The 14,603-nt window shown below is 70.4% G+C and carries 14 protein-coding genes; 7 read left to right on the top strand and 7 right to left on the bottom strand.

The genetic code is table 11. The features are described from left to right. Window positions 1-110 precede the first annotated feature (110 nt). Window positions 111-2,699, bottom strand: coding sequence for a glycoside hydrolase family 3 protein (locus K330_RS21180; protein WP_022922258.1), 2,589 nt, complete (start codon window positions 2,697-2,699; stop codon window positions 111-113). A 258-nt stretch (window positions 2,700-2,957) separates the two neighbouring features. Between K330_RS21180 and K330_RS0113030 the strand changes: the two genes are divergently transcribed. Further along, window positions 2,958-3,383 carry a DUF1801 domain-containing protein gene (locus K330_RS0113030; RefSeq protein WP_022922257.1) on the top strand — a complete coding sequence of 142 codons (426 nt, stop codon included), beginning with the start codon at window positions 2,958-2,960 and terminating at the stop codon, window positions 3,381-3,383. Continuing rightward, on the top strand, window positions 3,380-3,799 hold the full coding sequence (locus K330_RS0113025; protein ID WP_022922256.1) for a VOC family protein: 420 nt from the start codon (window positions 3,380-3,382) through the stop codon (window positions 3,797-3,799). The genes K330_RS0113030 and K330_RS0113025 overlap by 4 nt, the downstream gene beginning before the upstream one ends. Window positions 3,800-3,814: 15 nt before the next feature. Here the strand turns inward: K330_RS0113025 and K330_RS0113020 are convergent, their stop codons facing one another. After that, a complete protein-coding gene (locus K330_RS0113020) occupies window positions 3,815-5,674 on the bottom strand; it encodes a CocE/NonD family hydrolase (RefSeq protein WP_022922255.1) in 1,860 nt (619 codons plus the stop codon). A gap of 238 nt (window positions 5,675-5,912) precedes the next feature. On the opposite strand from K330_RS0113020, the gene K330_RS0113015 reads away from it, so the two are divergent. Continuing rightward, window positions 5,913-6,320 carry a YciI family protein gene (locus K330_RS0113015; RefSeq protein WP_022922254.1) on the top strand — a complete coding sequence of 136 codons (408 nt, stop codon included), beginning with the start codon at window positions 5,913-5,915 and terminating at the stop codon, window positions 6,318-6,320. Next, window positions 6,320-7,486 (top strand): RNA polymerase sigma factor, encoded by a 1,167-nt coding sequence (locus K330_RS0113010; RefSeq protein WP_022922253.1) that lies wholly within the window; start codon window positions 6,320-6,322, stop codon window positions 7,484-7,486. The genes K330_RS0113015 and K330_RS0113010 overlap by 1 nt, the downstream gene beginning before the upstream one ends. Window positions 7,487-7,490: 4 nt before the next feature. On the opposite strand, the gene K330_RS0113005 is transcribed toward K330_RS0113010, so the two are convergent. Beyond that, a complete protein-coding gene (locus K330_RS0113005) occupies window positions 7,491-7,742 on the bottom strand; it encodes a DUF6582 domain-containing protein (protein ID WP_022922252.1) in 252 nt (83 codons plus the stop codon). Between the two features lie 73 nt (window positions 7,743-7,815). On the opposite strand from K330_RS0113005, the gene K330_RS0113000 reads away from it, so the two are divergent. Then, the gene (locus K330_RS0113000) at window positions 7,816-8,070 is read left to right on the top strand and encodes a hypothetical protein (RefSeq protein WP_029202641.1); all 255 of its coding nucleotides are present in this window, start codon (window positions 7,816-7,818) and stop codon (window positions 8,068-8,070) included. Window positions 8,071-8,220: 150 nt separating this feature from the next. On the opposite strand, the gene K330_RS0112995 is transcribed toward K330_RS0113000, so the two are convergent. Next, window positions 8,221-8,505 (bottom strand): hypothetical protein, encoded by a 285-nt coding sequence (locus K330_RS0112995; RefSeq protein ID WP_022922250.1) that lies wholly within the window; start codon window positions 8,503-8,505, stop codon window positions 8,221-8,223. Window positions 8,506-8,749: 244 nt separating this feature from the next. Between K330_RS0112995 and K330_RS0112990 the strand changes: the two genes are divergently transcribed. Beyond that, complete coding sequence (locus K330_RS0112990; protein ID WP_022922249.1) at window positions 8,750-10,021, top strand: ATP-binding protein; 1,272 nt, start codon at window positions 8,750-8,752, stop codon at window positions 10,019-10,021. Between the two features lie 81 nt (window positions 10,022-10,102). On the opposite strand, the gene K330_RS0112985 is transcribed toward K330_RS0112990, so the two are convergent. The 3 genes from K330_RS0112985 to K330_RS0112975 all read right to left on the bottom strand — a co-directional run bounded on the left by K330_RS0112985 (window position 10,103) and on the right by K330_RS0112975 (window position 13,264). After that, on the bottom strand, window positions 10,103-10,420 hold the full coding sequence (locus K330_RS0112985) for a nucleotide pyrophosphohydrolase (protein ID WP_022922248.1): 318 nt from the start codon (window positions 10,418-10,420) through the stop codon (window positions 10,103-10,105). Further along, complete coding sequence (locus K330_RS22840; protein WP_022922247.1) at window positions 10,417-11,286, bottom strand: HNH endonuclease; 870 nt, start codon at window positions 11,284-11,286, stop codon at window positions 10,417-10,419. Before K330_RS22840 ends, K330_RS0112985 begins: the two co-directional genes overlap by 4 nt. A 103-nt stretch (window positions 11,287-11,389) precedes the next feature. Then, window positions 11,390-13,264 (bottom strand): DUF2075 domain-containing protein, encoded by a 1,875-nt coding sequence (locus K330_RS0112975; RefSeq protein WP_022922246.1) that lies wholly within the window; start codon window positions 13,262-13,264, stop codon window positions 11,390-11,392. A 197-nt stretch (window positions 13,265-13,461) separates the two neighbouring features. On the opposite strand from K330_RS0112975, the gene K330_RS0112970 reads away from it, so the two are divergent. Then, window positions 13,462-14,598: a M48 family metalloprotease gene (locus tag K330_RS0112970; RefSeq protein WP_022922245.1), complete on the top strand. Its 1,137-nt coding sequence runs from the start codon at window positions 13,462-13,464 to the stop codon at window positions 14,596-14,598. Window positions 14,599-14,603: the final 5 nt, after the last annotated feature.

Below are 14,603 nucleotides of genomic sequence, written 5' to 3'. Positions count from 1 at the left end.
ACTCAGATGGGTGGGAGTGCACGGCGCGACACGGTATGCAGCGCCGCAGGACGCACGAAGGGGCGCCACCGGTCTCCCGGTGGCGCCCCTCGCCGTCTGTCAGCCGACCGTCAGAGCCGGCGGAGCAGGTGCTGGGCCTGGGTGCGCAGGTCCTCCTGCGCCTCCGGGGTCAGCGTGTCCGGCTTCTTCGGCTTCTCCAGCAGGGCCAGGAAGCGCTCCAGCGCGACGGCCGCTGGCTGGCTGCGGCCCACGTCGGCGTGCTTCTTGGCCTGCTCGAGCGCCTTCGTCAGCTGCTTGGCCACCGGGCCGGCGACGTCGCCGGAGGCGATGTGGCCCTCCAGGCTCGAGGACAGCGTCTCGAAGGGGTCGGCGTAGGTCAGGCCGTGGCCGAAGGGGAAGAGCGTGTCGGCCGCGTCATACCCGGGCAGGTCCGGCGCCTGGGTGGAGACGGCCTCGACGTTGCTCGCCAGGGCGAAGGGCATCTTGCCCTGCGGCGCGAAGTCACCGGCCAGGACGTCCCACAGCGCGGAGTCGGTCACGCCGAAGCCCGCGACGATCGCGCCGGCGTCCTGCAGGCCGCTGGCCTCGTCGAGGACGTAGGGCTGGCGGAAGTAGACGCTGAGCACGGTGTTCTCCGCGCCGACCTCGCCCATGACCGCCTGGATGTCCTCCAGCGACGGGGTGACCTTCCACGACTGCGACTGCGCCATACCCGTGAAGTCCAGGACGTCGGACTCCCAGGGCAGCGCCCCGCCGAAGCGGAGTCCGTTGTCGGTGCACGACGGGGTCGGGCTCGGGTTGTTGACCGCGGCCTCGCCACCCTCGGCGACGCACCGGTCCGAGGCGCCCCACGGGCTGCTGCCGTCGAGGCCGGCGACCCCGTCCATGACGACCGGGTTGGTGCCGTAGTCCGGGTCCAGGCCGCCGACCACGTAGAAGTCGGCGTCGGTGCTCGGGTCGTCCGCGGCGGCGAACCCGCCCGTCGCCGGGTTGAACCAGCCGGTGTCGTCGAAGTTGGAGCGGTAGGCGCCGGTGACCGAGCGGTCGGTCGCCGCCGTGACGTTGATGACCGCCACGTCGGCGCCGGCCGCCGCCTCGACACCCTGCTCGTTGCCGTCGACGACGTCGAAGCCGACCTCGGCGACCTGCTCGCTGTTGAAGGCGCCGAGGACGAAGACCTCGTCGTCGCCCTCGAGCGGGAGGACGCCGTCGTTCTGCAGGAGCACGACCGACTTGCGCTGCACGTCCTGGGCGACGGCGCGGTGCGCGTCGTTGCCGACGGTCGTGGTCGCGGCGGTGGGGTCGACGTAGGGGTCCTCGAAGAGGCCGAGCTGGAACAGCGGGGTGAGCAGCCGCTCCGCGGCCAGGTCGACCCGCTCCTCGGTGATCAGGCCGGCCTCGACCAGGTCGAGGATCGTCTGCACGTCGTCGAAGCCGGAGAGCGTGTCGGTGCCGCCGTTGACGGCCGCGGCCACCCGCTCGGGCACGGTCGCGTCCTCCAGGCCCCAGGCGCGGTCGTTGATGATGCCGGTGTCGGAGTTGACGTAGCCCTTGAAGCCGAGCTGGTCGCGCAGCAGCCACTCGACGATCTCCTCGGAGAAGGCGAAGCCGATCTCCTCGAAGGGGGTGCCTTCGTAGACCACGTCGATGGGGGCGCCGTAGTAGGGCATGATCGAGGACACGCCGGCGTCGATGGCGGTCTCGAACGGCTTGAGCGCGTCCACGAAGCCGTCGCCGGGGTAGACCTGGGTCTTGCCGTGCGCGTAGTGCGGGTCCAGGCCGAGGGCCTGCGGCCCGCCGCCGGGGAAGTGCTTCATCGTCAGCGCGACGTCGGTGTCCGGGGACAGCGAGACGCCGTCCTCGTCGACCTCGCCCTGCAGGATGCGCACCAGCTGGCCCATGATGTCGGCGCCGAGGTCGGAGTCCTCGGTAAAGGTCTCGTGCACGCGGTACCAGCGCGGGTCGGTGGACAGGTCGGCCATGTAGCCGTACATGCCCCGCAGGCCGATCGAGGCCCACTCGTCGCCCATCACGGTGGCGAAGTCCTCCACGACGTCCATGTAGGCCGCGTCGCCGAGGGCGGCCGAGGCCACGCCGGCCTCCTTGGGGAAGGCGCTGAACGCGCCGGCGGACTCGTTGATGCCGACGCGGGCGTCGTGGTCGATGTGGTTGCGGGCGTTGGACTTGAACAGCGTCGGTATGCCGAGACGCGTCGCCTCGGTCATCTCCTGCACGGAGTTGGTGAAGGTCGCCGCCTGGGCGGGGGTGACCACCGGGGTGCCGCTCGCGCCGCACGCGGTCGAGGTGGAGTCGACGACGTTGCGGAAGATGAAGCGGTGCATGTGCTGCTGCTCGACGAAGTTGGCGGCCTGGCCGACGACGCTGCCCTCGCAGCCGGCGTTGAGCGTCTGGATGAGCATGAGGCCGGACTTCTCCGCCAGCGTCATCTGGCCGACGAGGTCGGCGACCCGCTCCTCGACGGGCAGGCGCCAGTCCTCGTAGGGGTCGACCTCGTCGTTGGCGTTGAGGTCCTTGAACTGCAGGCCGTCGTGGTCGATGACGTCCTTGACGCGGGCCTCGAGCGTGGGCTGCTCGTCGGTCGCGGCCGTTGCGGCCGGGGGCAGGGCGGCCGCGGCCCCGGCGCCCAGCGTCAGGGCCAGCGCCGCGGCGGCGGAGCGTCTGGGTGACTTCGGTGTCATGGGTTCTCCTCGGGTCGATGGCACTGCCGGGGAGCAGGGCCATGCTGGGTGACGCTAGGGAGGGCGCCCGAGGGCAGCCTGCGGTTGCCGTCTGTTGCATCGCCGATCGGGGGGTTACCCGGAAGTCTTGACCAACTGCATACCTGCCCTTGACCGAACGGTGACGAACCGGGCCCGTGGGAGCAGCGGGTGGGTAGGCTCGATCGGGCCGAAGGTGGGCGGCGATGGCCGCCCCATGACCGAGAGAGGGAGGCTCTGATGGGTGAGAAGAACGACGGTGCGGCCCCCAGGCTGCTCTCCGGCGGCAACCCGCAGATCCCCAAGGGGGAGGGCGACGGGCCGGTGCAGGACTACATCGCGGCCATGCCCGGGTGGAAGAGCGAGGTCGGCCGCCGCCTGGACGACCTCGTCACGAGCACGGTCACGGACGTGCGCAAGGCGGTGAAGTGGAACCAGCCGTTCTACGGAGCGCACGAGGGCACCTGGTTCCTGTCGTTCCGCTGCTACACGTCGTACGTGCAGGTGCAGTTCTGGCAGGGCGCCTCGCTCGACCCCGTGCCGCCAAAGTCGTCCAAGCACGCCGAGGTGCGCTATCTGGACATCCACGAGGACGACGAGCTCGACCTCGACCAGCTGCGGTCCTGGGTCGAGCAGGCCAGCAGGTTGCCGGGCGCCACGGTATGACGTCACGCCAGGGCGGACCCGAGGACGTCCGCAGGTCCACCGGTGAGGTGCTGGGCCTGGGTTTCCTCGGCGTGCGGGTCGGCGACCGCGCCGCGTTCCGGTCGACGGTCGCCCTCTACCGCGACGTCCTCGGCCTGCAGCCGGTCCGGCTCGAGCCCGACCGGCTCGCCTGGTTCCGTCTCGCGGACGGGACGGCGCTGCACGTGTACGGGCCTGAGGACACCGACCACCTGGCCTTCGGCGAGCGCCCCTGCGTCGGTCTGCGCGTGGACGACGTCGAGGGGACCCGCCGGCGGATGGAGGCGGAGGGCGTGCGGTTCCTCTGGGACACCCAGCGGGACGAGCAGCACGCCTGGGCGCACTACCGCGGCCCGGACGGCACCGTCTACGAGCTGATCGGCCCGCTCGGCCCGTGAAGATCCAGGTCGTGCTCAGCCGCGGCCCTGGTTGACCGACAGGCTGAAGGTGCCCTGCATCCGGTCCTCCATCGTGCCGGTGTAGAAGCGCAGGTAGGTGTCCAGGTAGGGAGCCCGGTCACCGTGCGTGGGGACGTCGTTGCGGGTGTTCTGCAGCTGCAGCGACAGGGTGGGCGAGGAGACCGTGATCGTCTCGGCGGAGGGGGTGTCGCGCCACGACCGCGTGGTGTTGGTGCCGATGCCCACGACGAGCTGGTGGCCGGCCTCGAGGGTCCAGTCGGTGTCCTTGAGGTCGAACGCGACCGTGCCGTCGTCCACCAGCGACATCTGCTCGTCGAACATCACCGCCGTGCCGTCGGGGGCGACGTCCCAGGTCCGGACCAGCACGTTGCCGGTGCCGGTGGCCTCGAAGGCCACCCGAGGGGTGCCGGTGATCCGGGTCTCGTGGTTGACCGGGCGCGACCAGGTGTAGAAGGTGTCGCCGTCGTCGGTCACGCGGGGCGGCTTGCCGGGCCGGCCCTGGGCCTGCGGCGGCAGCGTCGGGCCGTGCTCCATGTCGTGGTCACCGTCGTCCGCGGGACCCTGGCCGGCGACCTCCTCACCGCCGTCGTCGACGTAGCTGCCGGGCTCCAGGCGGACGGTCTGGGTCGTGGTGACCACCGGCCAGGTGTCCTGCGCACGCCACTGGCCGAAGTTGTCCTGGATCACGAAGGCCGGGTCGTCGACGGACGGCTCGATGCCCTGCAGGTGCTCGTCGTAGAAGCGCATGACCTCCTCGAACCAGCCCTCGCGGCCCATCCGCAGGACCCCGTCGGAGCCGCGGTCGTTGCCGCGCACGTGCTCGAACGGGCCGAGCCAGCCGCGCTGCTCGCCGTCGTGGTTGTCGAGGTACTGCTGCATGTCCTCGGGCTTGGTGTTGGGCTCGAGGAAGCCCTGGGTGACGAAGAGCGGCACGGTCGACCCGGCGGCCATGGCGGCCAGGTCGCGGGCCTGCCAGTAGTCGGAGTCGGGGTCCGGGTCCTGGGTGTCGGTCACGTTGTCGGCGAGGCACTCGGGGTGGGTCTGCTCGTAGGCGGCGTTGGTCTTGTAGCGGTCGGTGTCGTCCGGCATGCCCTGGACGCTGGCGATCGAGTTGTAGGCGTAAGGGGTGCCGAGGTGGTTGGGCCGGCGGACGCCGTTGGAGAAGAGGTAGTTGTACATGTCCCACAGCGGCTCCTGGGAGACGACGGCGGCAAGACCCTCCGGCTCCTCGTTGGCGCCGATCAGCCCGGTGACGCCGTCGTAGGACTTGCCGTAGAGGCCGACCTTGCCGGTCGACCAGGGCTGGTTCGCCGACCACTCGACCGCGGCGACCACGTCGGCCTGCTCGCCGGGGCCGCCCCAGTCGAGGCACCCGGTCGAGCCGCCGAAGCCCCGCAGGTCGACGTAGACCACGGTGTAACCGCGGGCCATCAGGTCGGCGCCCTCGATGAGGTCGTTGAACCGCTCGGAGGGGCCCGTCTGGGTGAAGCCGTCGTCACCGGTCTGGCCGGCGTGCGCGAAGTAGGGACCGACCGACAGGATCACCGGCGTCGGGGTGTCGGCCGGCAGGTGGGCGGGCCGCAGCACGTCGGCGTGCAGCTCGACGTCACTGCCGTCGGAGGAGGGGAAGTAGTGCTCCGTCCACGACGCGCCCTCGGGCACGCGGGGGTTCTGGTCGTGGGTGATGCCGTCCTCGATGGCGGCAGTCACAGCCGAGGTGGCGGGGCCGATGACCGACGACAGCGACGAGCTGGTGGTCCCGGCCGTGGCGGCCAGCGGGCTGACCACGAGCGCGGAGGAGCAGGTCAGGATGAAGGTCGTGCGGCGCAGACGCGTCCTTGCGTTGGTGTCCATCTCGGGACCCTAGGAAGCGGTGCCGTCCGGGCGGAAGGGCAAACCGCGGGTCTTTGGCAAGGTTTTACCCGGTTTGCCCGGGCCGGACGTTGTGCTGACCTTCCCCATACCTGCGCTTGACCTGACGTTGACGAAGGGGCCTCATCGGCTCGGCGGGCACGATGTCGAGATCCGCGCGACGGTTCCGTCCCAGGGGTGAGCGCGGCCACACTGGTCGTGCCGGACGAAGGAGATCGAGATGGCCAAGTACCTGCTGCTCAAGCACTACCGCGGCGCGCCCGCCGCCACCAACGACGTCCCGATGGACCGGTGGCGCCCCGAGGAGATCGACGCGCACATCACCTTCATGGACGATTTCGCCGACCGCCTGCGCGAGAGCGGCGAGTTCGTCGACGGCCAGGCGCTGGCGCCGGAGGGGCTGTGGGTGCGCTACGACGGGGAGGGCCGGCCGCCGGTGACCGACGGGCCGTTCGTCGAGACCAAGGACCTCATCGCGGGCTGGATGATCATCGACGTCGAGTCGCAGGAGCGGGCCGTCGAGCTGGCCGGCGAGCTGTCCGCGGCACCGGGCGCCGACGGGCGGCCCCTCGGCGAGTGGCTCGAGGTGCGCCCGCTCCTGACGGCTCCCGAGGTGACGGCCGGGTGATGGACCCGGTCGCGCTGCGGGCCCTGGTGCCCGCGGTGATCGGCGTCCTCGTCCGGCGCGGAGCAGACTTCGCGTCGGCCGAGGACGCCGTGCAGGAGGCGCTGGTCAGGGCCCTCCAGGTATGGCCCGAGGACCCACCCAGGGACCCGAAGGGGTGGCTGGTGACGGTGGCGTGGCGCAGCTTCGTCGACGCCGTCCGCTCCGACGACGCCCGCCGGGCCCGGGAGGAGCGGGTCGAGGCCGAGCCGCCGCCGGGCGCGGTCTCCTCGGTCGACGACACCCTGCGGCTCTACCTGATGTGCGCCCACCCGGCCCTGACGCCGGCCTCGGCGGTCGCCCTGACCCTGCGCGCGGTCGGCGGCCTGACGACCCGGCAGGTCGCCGAGGCCTACCTCGTGCCGGAGGCCACGATGGCCCAGCGGATCAGCCGCGCCAAGGCGCGGCTGGTCGAGGTCGCCGGCGACGGGCTCGGGCAGGGCCAGCGCGACCTGGGCATGGTGCTGCACACGCTCTACCTGGTGTTCAACGAGGGCTACTCCGGCTCGGTCGACCTCGCCGCCGAGGCGATCCGGCTGACCCGCCAGCTCGCCGCCCGCACCGACGAGCCGGAGGTCGCCGGGCTGCTGGCGCTCATGCTGCTGCACCACGCTCGGCGGGCGGCACGCACCACTGCGGGCGGGCGGTTGGTGCCGCTCGCCGAGCAGGACCGGTCGCTGTGGGACACCGCGATGGTCGCCGAGGGGGTCGAGCTGCTGCAGGCGGCGCTGGCGCAGGACCGGCTGGGGGAGTACCAGGTGCAGGCGGCGATCGCAGCCCTGCACGCGGACGCCCTGCGGGCCGAGGAGACCGACTGGGTGCAGATCCTCGAGTGGTATGACGAGCTCGTGCGCCTCACGCCGTCCCCGGTGGCCCGGCTCAACCGCGTCGTCGCCGTGGGTGAGGCGGACGGACCGGCGGCGGGGCTCGCCGCCCTCGCCGAGGTGCCCGACGGGGTGCCGCGACGGACCGCGGTCGCGGCCTATCTCCATGCCCGCGCCGGTGAGACCGGGCGGGGCGCCGAGCTCTACGCCGCGGCGGCGCGCGAGGCGAGGAGCACCGCGGAGCGGGACCACCTCACCCGCGAGGCGGCGCGGTTGCGCGAGCAGCTGCGGGGGTCGGAGGCCTGACCTCTCAGTCCTCGTTGATCTCGATGTCGAACTTCGTGGCGGCTCGCCTGATCCGACCCTTCATCGCGTCCACCTCCTCGGCGTCGTACTTGGCGGCGTTCGACGACGTGTTGATGTAGGACCACGCCGCGCGGACGTGCTCCTCGGTGTCGATCGGGTACTTGTTGTTGGTGGGGTCGGCGAACTCCACGTCGCCGTACTCCTTCGTGCCCTCGTCAGGGTCCGTGTCGTCGCGTCGTGAGATGTAGGTGCCCATGTTTGGACGGTATGGCGCCGCCGACCCTTGCGCATCCGAGGACCGTGAGTGGCAGGTCTGGCATGGTCGTGGCATGCCGAAGGTGAGAGTGAGCACGACGGTCGACGCGGACCTGCTTGCTCGCGCGCGCAAGGTCTGCTCCGGCCGGACCGACGCGTCGTTGCTCGAGGCAGCTCTCGAGGCTCTCCTGCGCGAGCACCCGTCCGCTGGGATCGACGCGGCCTATCTCAGGGCCTACCGGGAGGCCTCGGTGGACGAACCTGACGTATGGGGTGATGTCGCGGCCTTTGCGGACGCCGCCGCCAAGCGAGCCCACTCCTCAGCCTGACGCTGCCGTCGCGCCCGGTCCCGAGCCAGGGCCCCGGACGCCTGTGCGAGCAGGAGGCTCTCCTCGAGCCACTCCAGCCGTTGCGCCGGGGTGGTTGCCGCACGCGCTCGGACGGCGGACCCCGTGTCCGAGGTGCCGCGCCAGAGGTCGTCAGCCTTGGTCGTGCTCATCCCCGTCCACCATAGGTCGGCGGGTCAGCTGCGACAACGCCTCGATGTCAGCCAGGTCCTGCGCTCGCCCGGACAGGCGTTTCATGGCCACCAGGTGGTCGACGGACGCGACACGGACGGGGACGCCGTCGACGTCGACGATGTCCGAGGAGGTATGGAGGGTGGAGAACGGCAACGGGGTGGCCGCCAGCAGGTCGGCCTGCTTGTGGCTAGCGTCGACGAGCTTGCTGCAGTCGCGCCGGTGCAGTCCGACGCGGACCGGCATACCGCAGGCGCATCTCTCGCGGGCCTGTGCTGGGGGCGTCTGTCTCTGTCCGACGTGGTGCCCTTCAGGTGCTACCGGACGCCGGGATGTGGTGAGGCTGACATCAGTAGGCCGGCACTGGAGTGGCTGCACGTGGAGGTGCCCGCCGAGAAGTTGGCGTCAGAGGCGAGGGGTTGCTGCGATTCGTCTGCCAAAGCCGATGCTAACTGTCCGATTCGAAGCCTGCTCCTTGTATGATGCAAGCATGGAGTACCGACGGCGTGTGCTCGACGACGAACTGGACGACCTGTTCACTCAGGTGCCCGCCGTTGCGATCGACGGCCCGAAGGGGGTCGGCAAGACGACGACGGCTGAGCAGCACGTCGAGGGCTTGCTGAGACTGGACTCTCGCTCCGCGAGGGAGGCGATCGAGGCTGAGCCTGAGCAGCTCCTCCGTCGGCACCGTCCGCTGCTCATCGATGAGTGGCAGAAGGTCCCCGAGGTATGGGACGTCGTGCGGCGCGCCGTCGACGACGATCCGTCCGGCGGTCAGTTCCTCCTGGTCGGCAGTGCCAGCCCGGCGGTGGGTGCGACGGCGCACTCGGGCGCGGGTCGTATCGGCAGGCTGCGCATGCGTCCGATGACACTGTCCGAACGCGGCGTAGCCAGCACGAGCGTCAGCGTGCCTTCGCTGTTGACGGGCCGACGCGAGGCGCTCAGCGGGTCGTGCGACCTGCGGCTGGACGACTACGTCGAGGAGATCGTCGCCTCCGGGTTCCCCGCTTTGCGCCCGCTCACCGGCCGGGCGCGTCGGTTCCAGCTGGACTCCTACCTGCGCAACGCGGTCGACCGTGACGTGCCGGAGCAGGGCCTCGCGGTCCGCAAGCCGGAGTCGATGCTGCTGTGGTTACGCGCCTACGCCGCAGCCACGTCCACCACCGCCAGCTACTCACAGATCCTCGATGCAGCGACGCCGGGCCAGGCGGACAAACCGGCGCGCTCCACCTCGATCGCCTACCGTGAGGTCCTGACCCAGCTGTGGTTGATCGACCCCGTGCCCGCCTGGACGCCCGCCGGAAGCGTCCTGACCAGGCTGGGGCAGAGCCCCAAGCACCATCTCGCAGACCCCGCACTGGCAGCCCGGCTGCTGGGCCTGGGCAAGGACGCGCTGCTCGACGGCGTCGGTTCGCCAGTGGGCCCGCAGTCCGGCAGCATGCTCGGCCATCTCTTCGAGTCCCTCGCCACGCTGTGCCTCCGTGTGTCAGCACAGGCCGCCGAGGCATCCGTGGGTCATCTGCGGACGCGGAACGGGGACCACGAGGTGGACCTGGTGCTCGTCCGCGACGACGGACGGGTCGTCGCAGTCGAGGTCAAGCTGTCCAGCACCGTCTCGGATCACGACACGAGACACCTGCGCTGGCTCGCCGACCGGCTCGGTGACCGTCTTCTCGATGCAGTCGTCGTCACGACCGGGCCACAGGCGTACCGGAGGCCGGACGGCATCGGTGTGGTGCCGCTGGGGCTCGTCGGACCCTGACCCTCCCTCGCCGGGGTCGAGCCCATACCGCGCGAGGCGACCTTGAACGATGCCCGCCACTGTGACGGCCATGATCGGCCATCACACGTCGACGGGAGGGAACCGACTCGCATTCCTCGCCACCTTTGCCGCGATGACCGAGTCAAGGTCCACCCCCAACACGTCGGTTAGCCGCAGGAGGTAGATCATGATGTCGGCAACCTCGTCGCTCACGCCCTTCGCCCGTGGCCCCTCCATGATCTGCTGCGACTCCTCAGGGGTGAGCCATTGGAAGATCTCGAGAAGCTCGGACGACTCGACGGAGAGCGCCATGACGAGGTTCTTCGGCGTGTGGAACTGCACCCAGTCCCGGTCCTCGGCGAACGTGCGCAGCTGCTCCTGCCAGTGCTCGACGTTCATCGCTCCAGCCAATCAGCGCAGTCCTCGTTGTGCTTGGCCAGGGCTTCGCGGGCGGGCTGCTCGTCCAGCATCGACGGCACCGTGAGGACTGTGCCTTCGAGGGCCTCATACTCGGTGCCTTGCAGCGCGGGGGAGACACGCACCTTCAGGCTGTCCGCCTCCACGGTCACCTGGAAAAGGTCGAAGAGAGTATGAAGATCGGCGCGCAGGAGCAGACCGTTCCAGACCTCGTTGGTCTGCTCGCCCTTGTGCGGCCAGATGTGCGCGGCCTCCAGCACCGACTCAACTGCGGTCCCCGTGATCGCACACCGTCCCTCGTAGGCACTCAGGAGTGTTCCGCGAAACCGCGGCTGGCCCTGACGCAGGGCGACCATTTGCAGCCGCCGGACCCGTAGGTCCTCGTCCAGGTCGGCGAAGACACGCTCTCGCTGGGCGTCGCTCAGCGACTGCTGCGGGTTGGGGTCCCCACCGAGGTACTCGTCCAGGATCGCCTGTTGCTCCGGCTTCACCCTCCGGACGAAGGTGGGGTTCTTGGGCAACCCGGTTGCCGCGGCGACGTCGTGCCAACGGGGCTGCTCGGTCGCCTCGCCGGCGAGGACCTCGAGGGGGAAGCGCTGGACGTACGGCTTGTCCTCGGCCCCGGGCCAGTCGTCCCACGGCCCCGGAGTGACCTGAGCGGCATCAATCTCGTAGGCATCCCGGAGCGCACGCACCTTGCCGAGGAGCGACGCCCCGCTCTGCCAGTAGTAGACGAAGTCACCGGCCATGATCCCGCGCGGGGTGATCAGGTCCCAGACGCCGTGCTCCTGCGCGTATGTCCAGTGCTGGGGGTAGTCCTTGCTGATCGTCAGCAGCCATGCCGCCACGGCATGCGCCTTCCGTGCTCATCACGGGGGGAGGCGTGTCCAACGCTGGAAGCCTGTCGATCCGTCGGTGTGTGGTTGTGGTCAAGGGCGGCATGTCGCCCGGCTATCCCCGGACGAGTCCCCGGAGGAAGTCCCTCGTCTGCGGGTCGGTCGAGTAGACCCAGGCGCTGCGCATCCCTCGCGTCAGCAGCACCTTGTAGACGTTGCGCACCAGCCGGTCGAAGTCGCGGTCCGACACCTTTGTGCGGTTGCGCAGCACCGGGTCGCGGTTTCCCTCCCGCACCGCACGCCACGCCCCGTCACGCCACACCAGGTCGGGCCCGATGATGATCCCCGCGTGGTCGTACTCGAAGCCCTGCGCCGTGTAGATGCACCCCACCTGCCCGAAGCCCGCAGGATCGGTCGCCCACAGCGCCGCCGCCGGCGCCCCGCCCACCGAGCGGTCGCCCTTGAGGTTCCACGGCCGCGACCAGTCGCCGATCCGCACGTCCTGCACGAGCGTCCCGTCCGGCTCGGGGTCCGACCACGGCCAGCAGTAGCCGGCCGCCATCCTTGCCGTGTAGCCGTCCTCCTGCCGCAGCGCCAGCACGTGCTCGAGCTCGTCGGGCGAGTCCACGACACCCACCTCGAAGGCAGGGTCACCGCCCCACCGGATCGGCCCGCCGGGCGCCAGCCCGAGCAGCCGCTCGACCCACTCGACATACAGCGCCGACCCGCCGCAGCGGAACTGGTCGTCGAGGTCGATCTCGTGCACGTCCATGCCCAGCGACTCGGCATACTCGGTGATCGCCTGGACCGTCCCCATCTCGCCGGGCCGCACGACCTGGTTCTGGTCCAGCAGGAAGACCGGCACCCGCGCCGCGCTGAGCAGCTCGTCGAGCTGCGGCCGACCCGTCCGGTGCTCCTTGCGGGTGTAGCGCGACTCCGACGTCTCCCGGATGCGGTGCGCCTCGTCGAGAATGAGGCACTCGAGCTCGTTGGGCTCGGCCGCCATGAAGCTGTTGAAGTAGCTGAACATCTTGCGCACCCGCGGCGCACGCGCCGCGGCCACCTTGCGCAGGGTCTTGGTGAACGACTGCGAGCCGGTCGCGTGCATGACCGCACGCCCCTGCCGGGACAGCTCGCCCATGACCGACAGGGCGATGACACTCTTGCCGCTCCCGGGCCCGCCGCTGACGACGATCGCCGTCTTGGTGGTGCCCCGCCGCGCCTTCTCGACCGCGTGGAGCACCAGCTCGTAGGCGTCGCGTTGCTCGTCGAGCAGGACGAACTGCTCACGCCGCTGCACCTCGTCCGCCGCCAGGGCCAGCAGCTGCTTGGAGGGGGCGATACGGCTGCTCAGGAGCTGGTCTGCATACCCCGCGCCCGGCACCCCGGGTGCGAAACGGCTCCTGAGGAAGTCGACGAACTCACCCCGGTCCTGCCCGCTGAACATCCGCGCCGGCCGCGCCGGGTCGGGGGAGGCCATGTCCCTCAAGTCCGCGATGCCCAGGTTGGTCGCGTTGTGCAGGTATGCCGTGCCGGCGAGCTCGTGCTCGTCCTCGGCCAGCGCCGCGACGAAGTCGGTGAGGTAGTCGCAGTAGCCGCGCACCTGCTCCAGCGGGTGCAGCACCGGGTGGTTGCCGTAGCCGTCGATCCGCACGAGCACGTCGCTGTCCTCGAAGCGCTCCGCCTCGCTCCATTGCTTGAGCTCGACCACGAGGTATGACGCTCGCCCGGTCTGCGGGTGCTGCCCGGCGAGGACGACGTCAGCGCGCTTGCTGGTGAGGGGCAGCTGGTACTCGACGAGCATCTCGACGTCGCCGAGCCCGGCGTCGATGAGGTCGGCGCGCAGCCGGGGGAGGCTGCGCTCCCACGAGCGGCGCTCGGAGGCGGAGGCCGACCGGCCGGTGGTGATGGCCATCTGCTCCGCGATGTGCTGGGCGAGCTGCGCCTCGCCGACGGTCAGTCCCTGCGCGGACGATCGGAGCAGGAACACCGGCAGGACTCCCCAGGCAGCACGAAACTCGTGCGGGTGGGGGCGTGTCCGGAGAGGAAGCCCGTCGGGCCGCGTATGACGAGCACACTCTAGAACGCCGGCCCGCGCCTCGGACGCTCGGGCCGAGGGCGCGTCGCAGCGGGTATGTCGTACCTCGCCCGTAGCGTCTCCGGCGTCGGTGCGGACGAGGAGGACGGGTGCAGGAGCAAGAGACGATCGACCTGGAGTGGGCCGACCAGCTCCCGTTCGACGAGGGGGTCCCCATGGCCCCAGCGCAGGCCGACGAGGAGTCGGAAGACGTGGCGAAGACCGAGGTCAGCGAATCGCTGCGCTACATGGTCGAGCACGCGTTGAGGTTTAGTCGCGTCAAGGGTTTCGACGACCTGCTCGAGCACCTGGCCGGCTACCGGCAGTACCGCCCTTACAACGCCCTGCTCCTGCTCCTGCAGCTGCCGGACGTCAGGTTCGTGCTGCCCGCCTACCGCTGGGAGCAGGACTACCGCCGCCGGATCCGGCCTAACGCGCAGCCGTTCATGGCCCTCGTCCGTGGCGGCCCGGTAATGTTCGTCTTCGACATCTCCCAGACCGAGGAGACGCCAGAGTCCCGACCGGTCCCCGCCTTCGACGACCCGCTCCGCATGAGGGACCTGTCCGAGGCCGCGGACAGGCTCGAGTGGGTCATCGAGAACGCCAAGTCAGACGGCGTCCGAGTCTCGTCAGTCCCGCTCGGCCTGGGGTACGGCGGCTGCATCTGGCCGGTCGAAGGGGCCCCGTCGCAACCGGCGCTCATCCGTCGTCGGCCGCGCGAGACCAAGCCGGTGGACATCCGCTACGAGACCGTGGTGAGCCGACGACTCAGCGCCACGGAACGGCTGTCCGTGCTCGCCCACGAGCTGGGGCACCTCTACTGCGGCCACATCGGCACCCACGACGAGAGGTGGTGGCGGGCGCGCGCCCGGCCATCACCGGGGCTGCAAGGAAGCGGAAGCCGATGCCGTCGCGCGGATCGTCATCCGCAGCCTCGCGCCCGACCTGGAACTGCCAGGCATCCTGCGGCGCTCCTTCTCCCAAGAGAAGCTGGCGGAGCTCAGCTTAGAGATGGTGACCAAGGCGGCAGGTCGGATCCTCGACATGACGCAGGGGCTCGCCCCACGCCGGCCGCCGCTCGTGGCCCAAGGATCTCCGCACCTAGGGAGCCCAGCCGACCGGTTGAAATATTGAGTCCGACCGCATGTACTGGCAGGCTGAGGCGCGGAGCCAGGTCCGCCTCTCTCAACGAGGCTCGTGACGGGCTGGAACCGATGAGGGGCGTGACAAAACGGCTCCGCCGATGAGCGGT

Origin of the sequence: Ornithinimicrobium pekingense DSM 21552, from assembly GCF_000421185.1 — a bacterium.
In the GTDB taxonomy this organism is placed as follows: Bacteria; Actinomycetota; Actinomycetes; order Actinomycetales; family Dermatophilaceae; genus Ornithinicoccus; species Ornithinicoccus pekingensis.
This window is presented reverse-complemented; position numbering and strand designations above follow the sequence as displayed.

What these genes read in the sequence shown, in the direction of transcription:
- K330_RS0113020 (WP_022922255.1), bottom strand. Translation starts at nt 5,674, where the DNA reads ATGGACACCAACGCAAGGACGCGTCTGCGCCGCACGACCTTCATCCTG.
- K330_RS0113015 (WP_022922254.1), top strand. Translation starts at nt 5,913, where the DNA reads ATGGCCAAGTACCTGCTGCTCAAGCACTACCGCGGCGCGCCCGCCGCC.
- K330_RS0112990 (WP_022922249.1), top strand. Translation starts at nt 8,750, where the DNA reads ATGGAGTACCGACGGCGTGTGCTCGACGACGAACTGGACGACCTGTTC.
- K330_RS0113000 (WP_029202641.1), top strand. Translation starts at nt 7,816, where the DNA reads ATGCCGAAGGTGAGAGTGAGCACGACGGTCGACGCGGACCTGCTTGCT.
- K330_RS0113005 (WP_022922252.1), bottom strand. Translation starts at nt 7,742, where the DNA reads ATGGGCACCTACATCTCACGACGCGACGACACGGACCCTGACGAGGGC.
- K330_RS21180 (WP_022922258.1), bottom strand. Translation starts at nt 2,699, where the DNA reads ATGACACCGAAGTCACCCAGACGCTCCGCCGCCGCGGCGCTGGCCCTG.
- K330_RS0112985 (WP_022922248.1), bottom strand. Translation starts at nt 10,420, where the DNA reads ATGAACGTCGAGCACTGGCAGGAGCAGCTGCGCACGTTCGCCGAGGAC.
- K330_RS0113010 (WP_022922253.1), top strand. Translation starts at nt 6,320, where the DNA reads ATGGACCCGGTCGCGCTGCGGGCCCTGGTGCCCGCGGTGATCGGCGTC.
- K330_RS0113030 (WP_022922257.1), top strand. Translation starts at nt 2,958, where the DNA reads ATGGGTGAGAAGAACGACGGTGCGGCCCCCAGGCTGCTCTCCGGCGGC.
- K330_RS0112995 (WP_022922250.1), bottom strand. Translation starts at nt 8,505, where the DNA reads ATGCCGGTCCGCGTCGGACTGCACCGGCGCGACTGCAGCAAGCTCGTC.
- K330_RS0113025 (WP_022922256.1), top strand. Translation starts at nt 3,380, where the DNA reads ATGACGTCACGCCAGGGCGGACCCGAGGACGTCCGCAGGTCCACCGGT.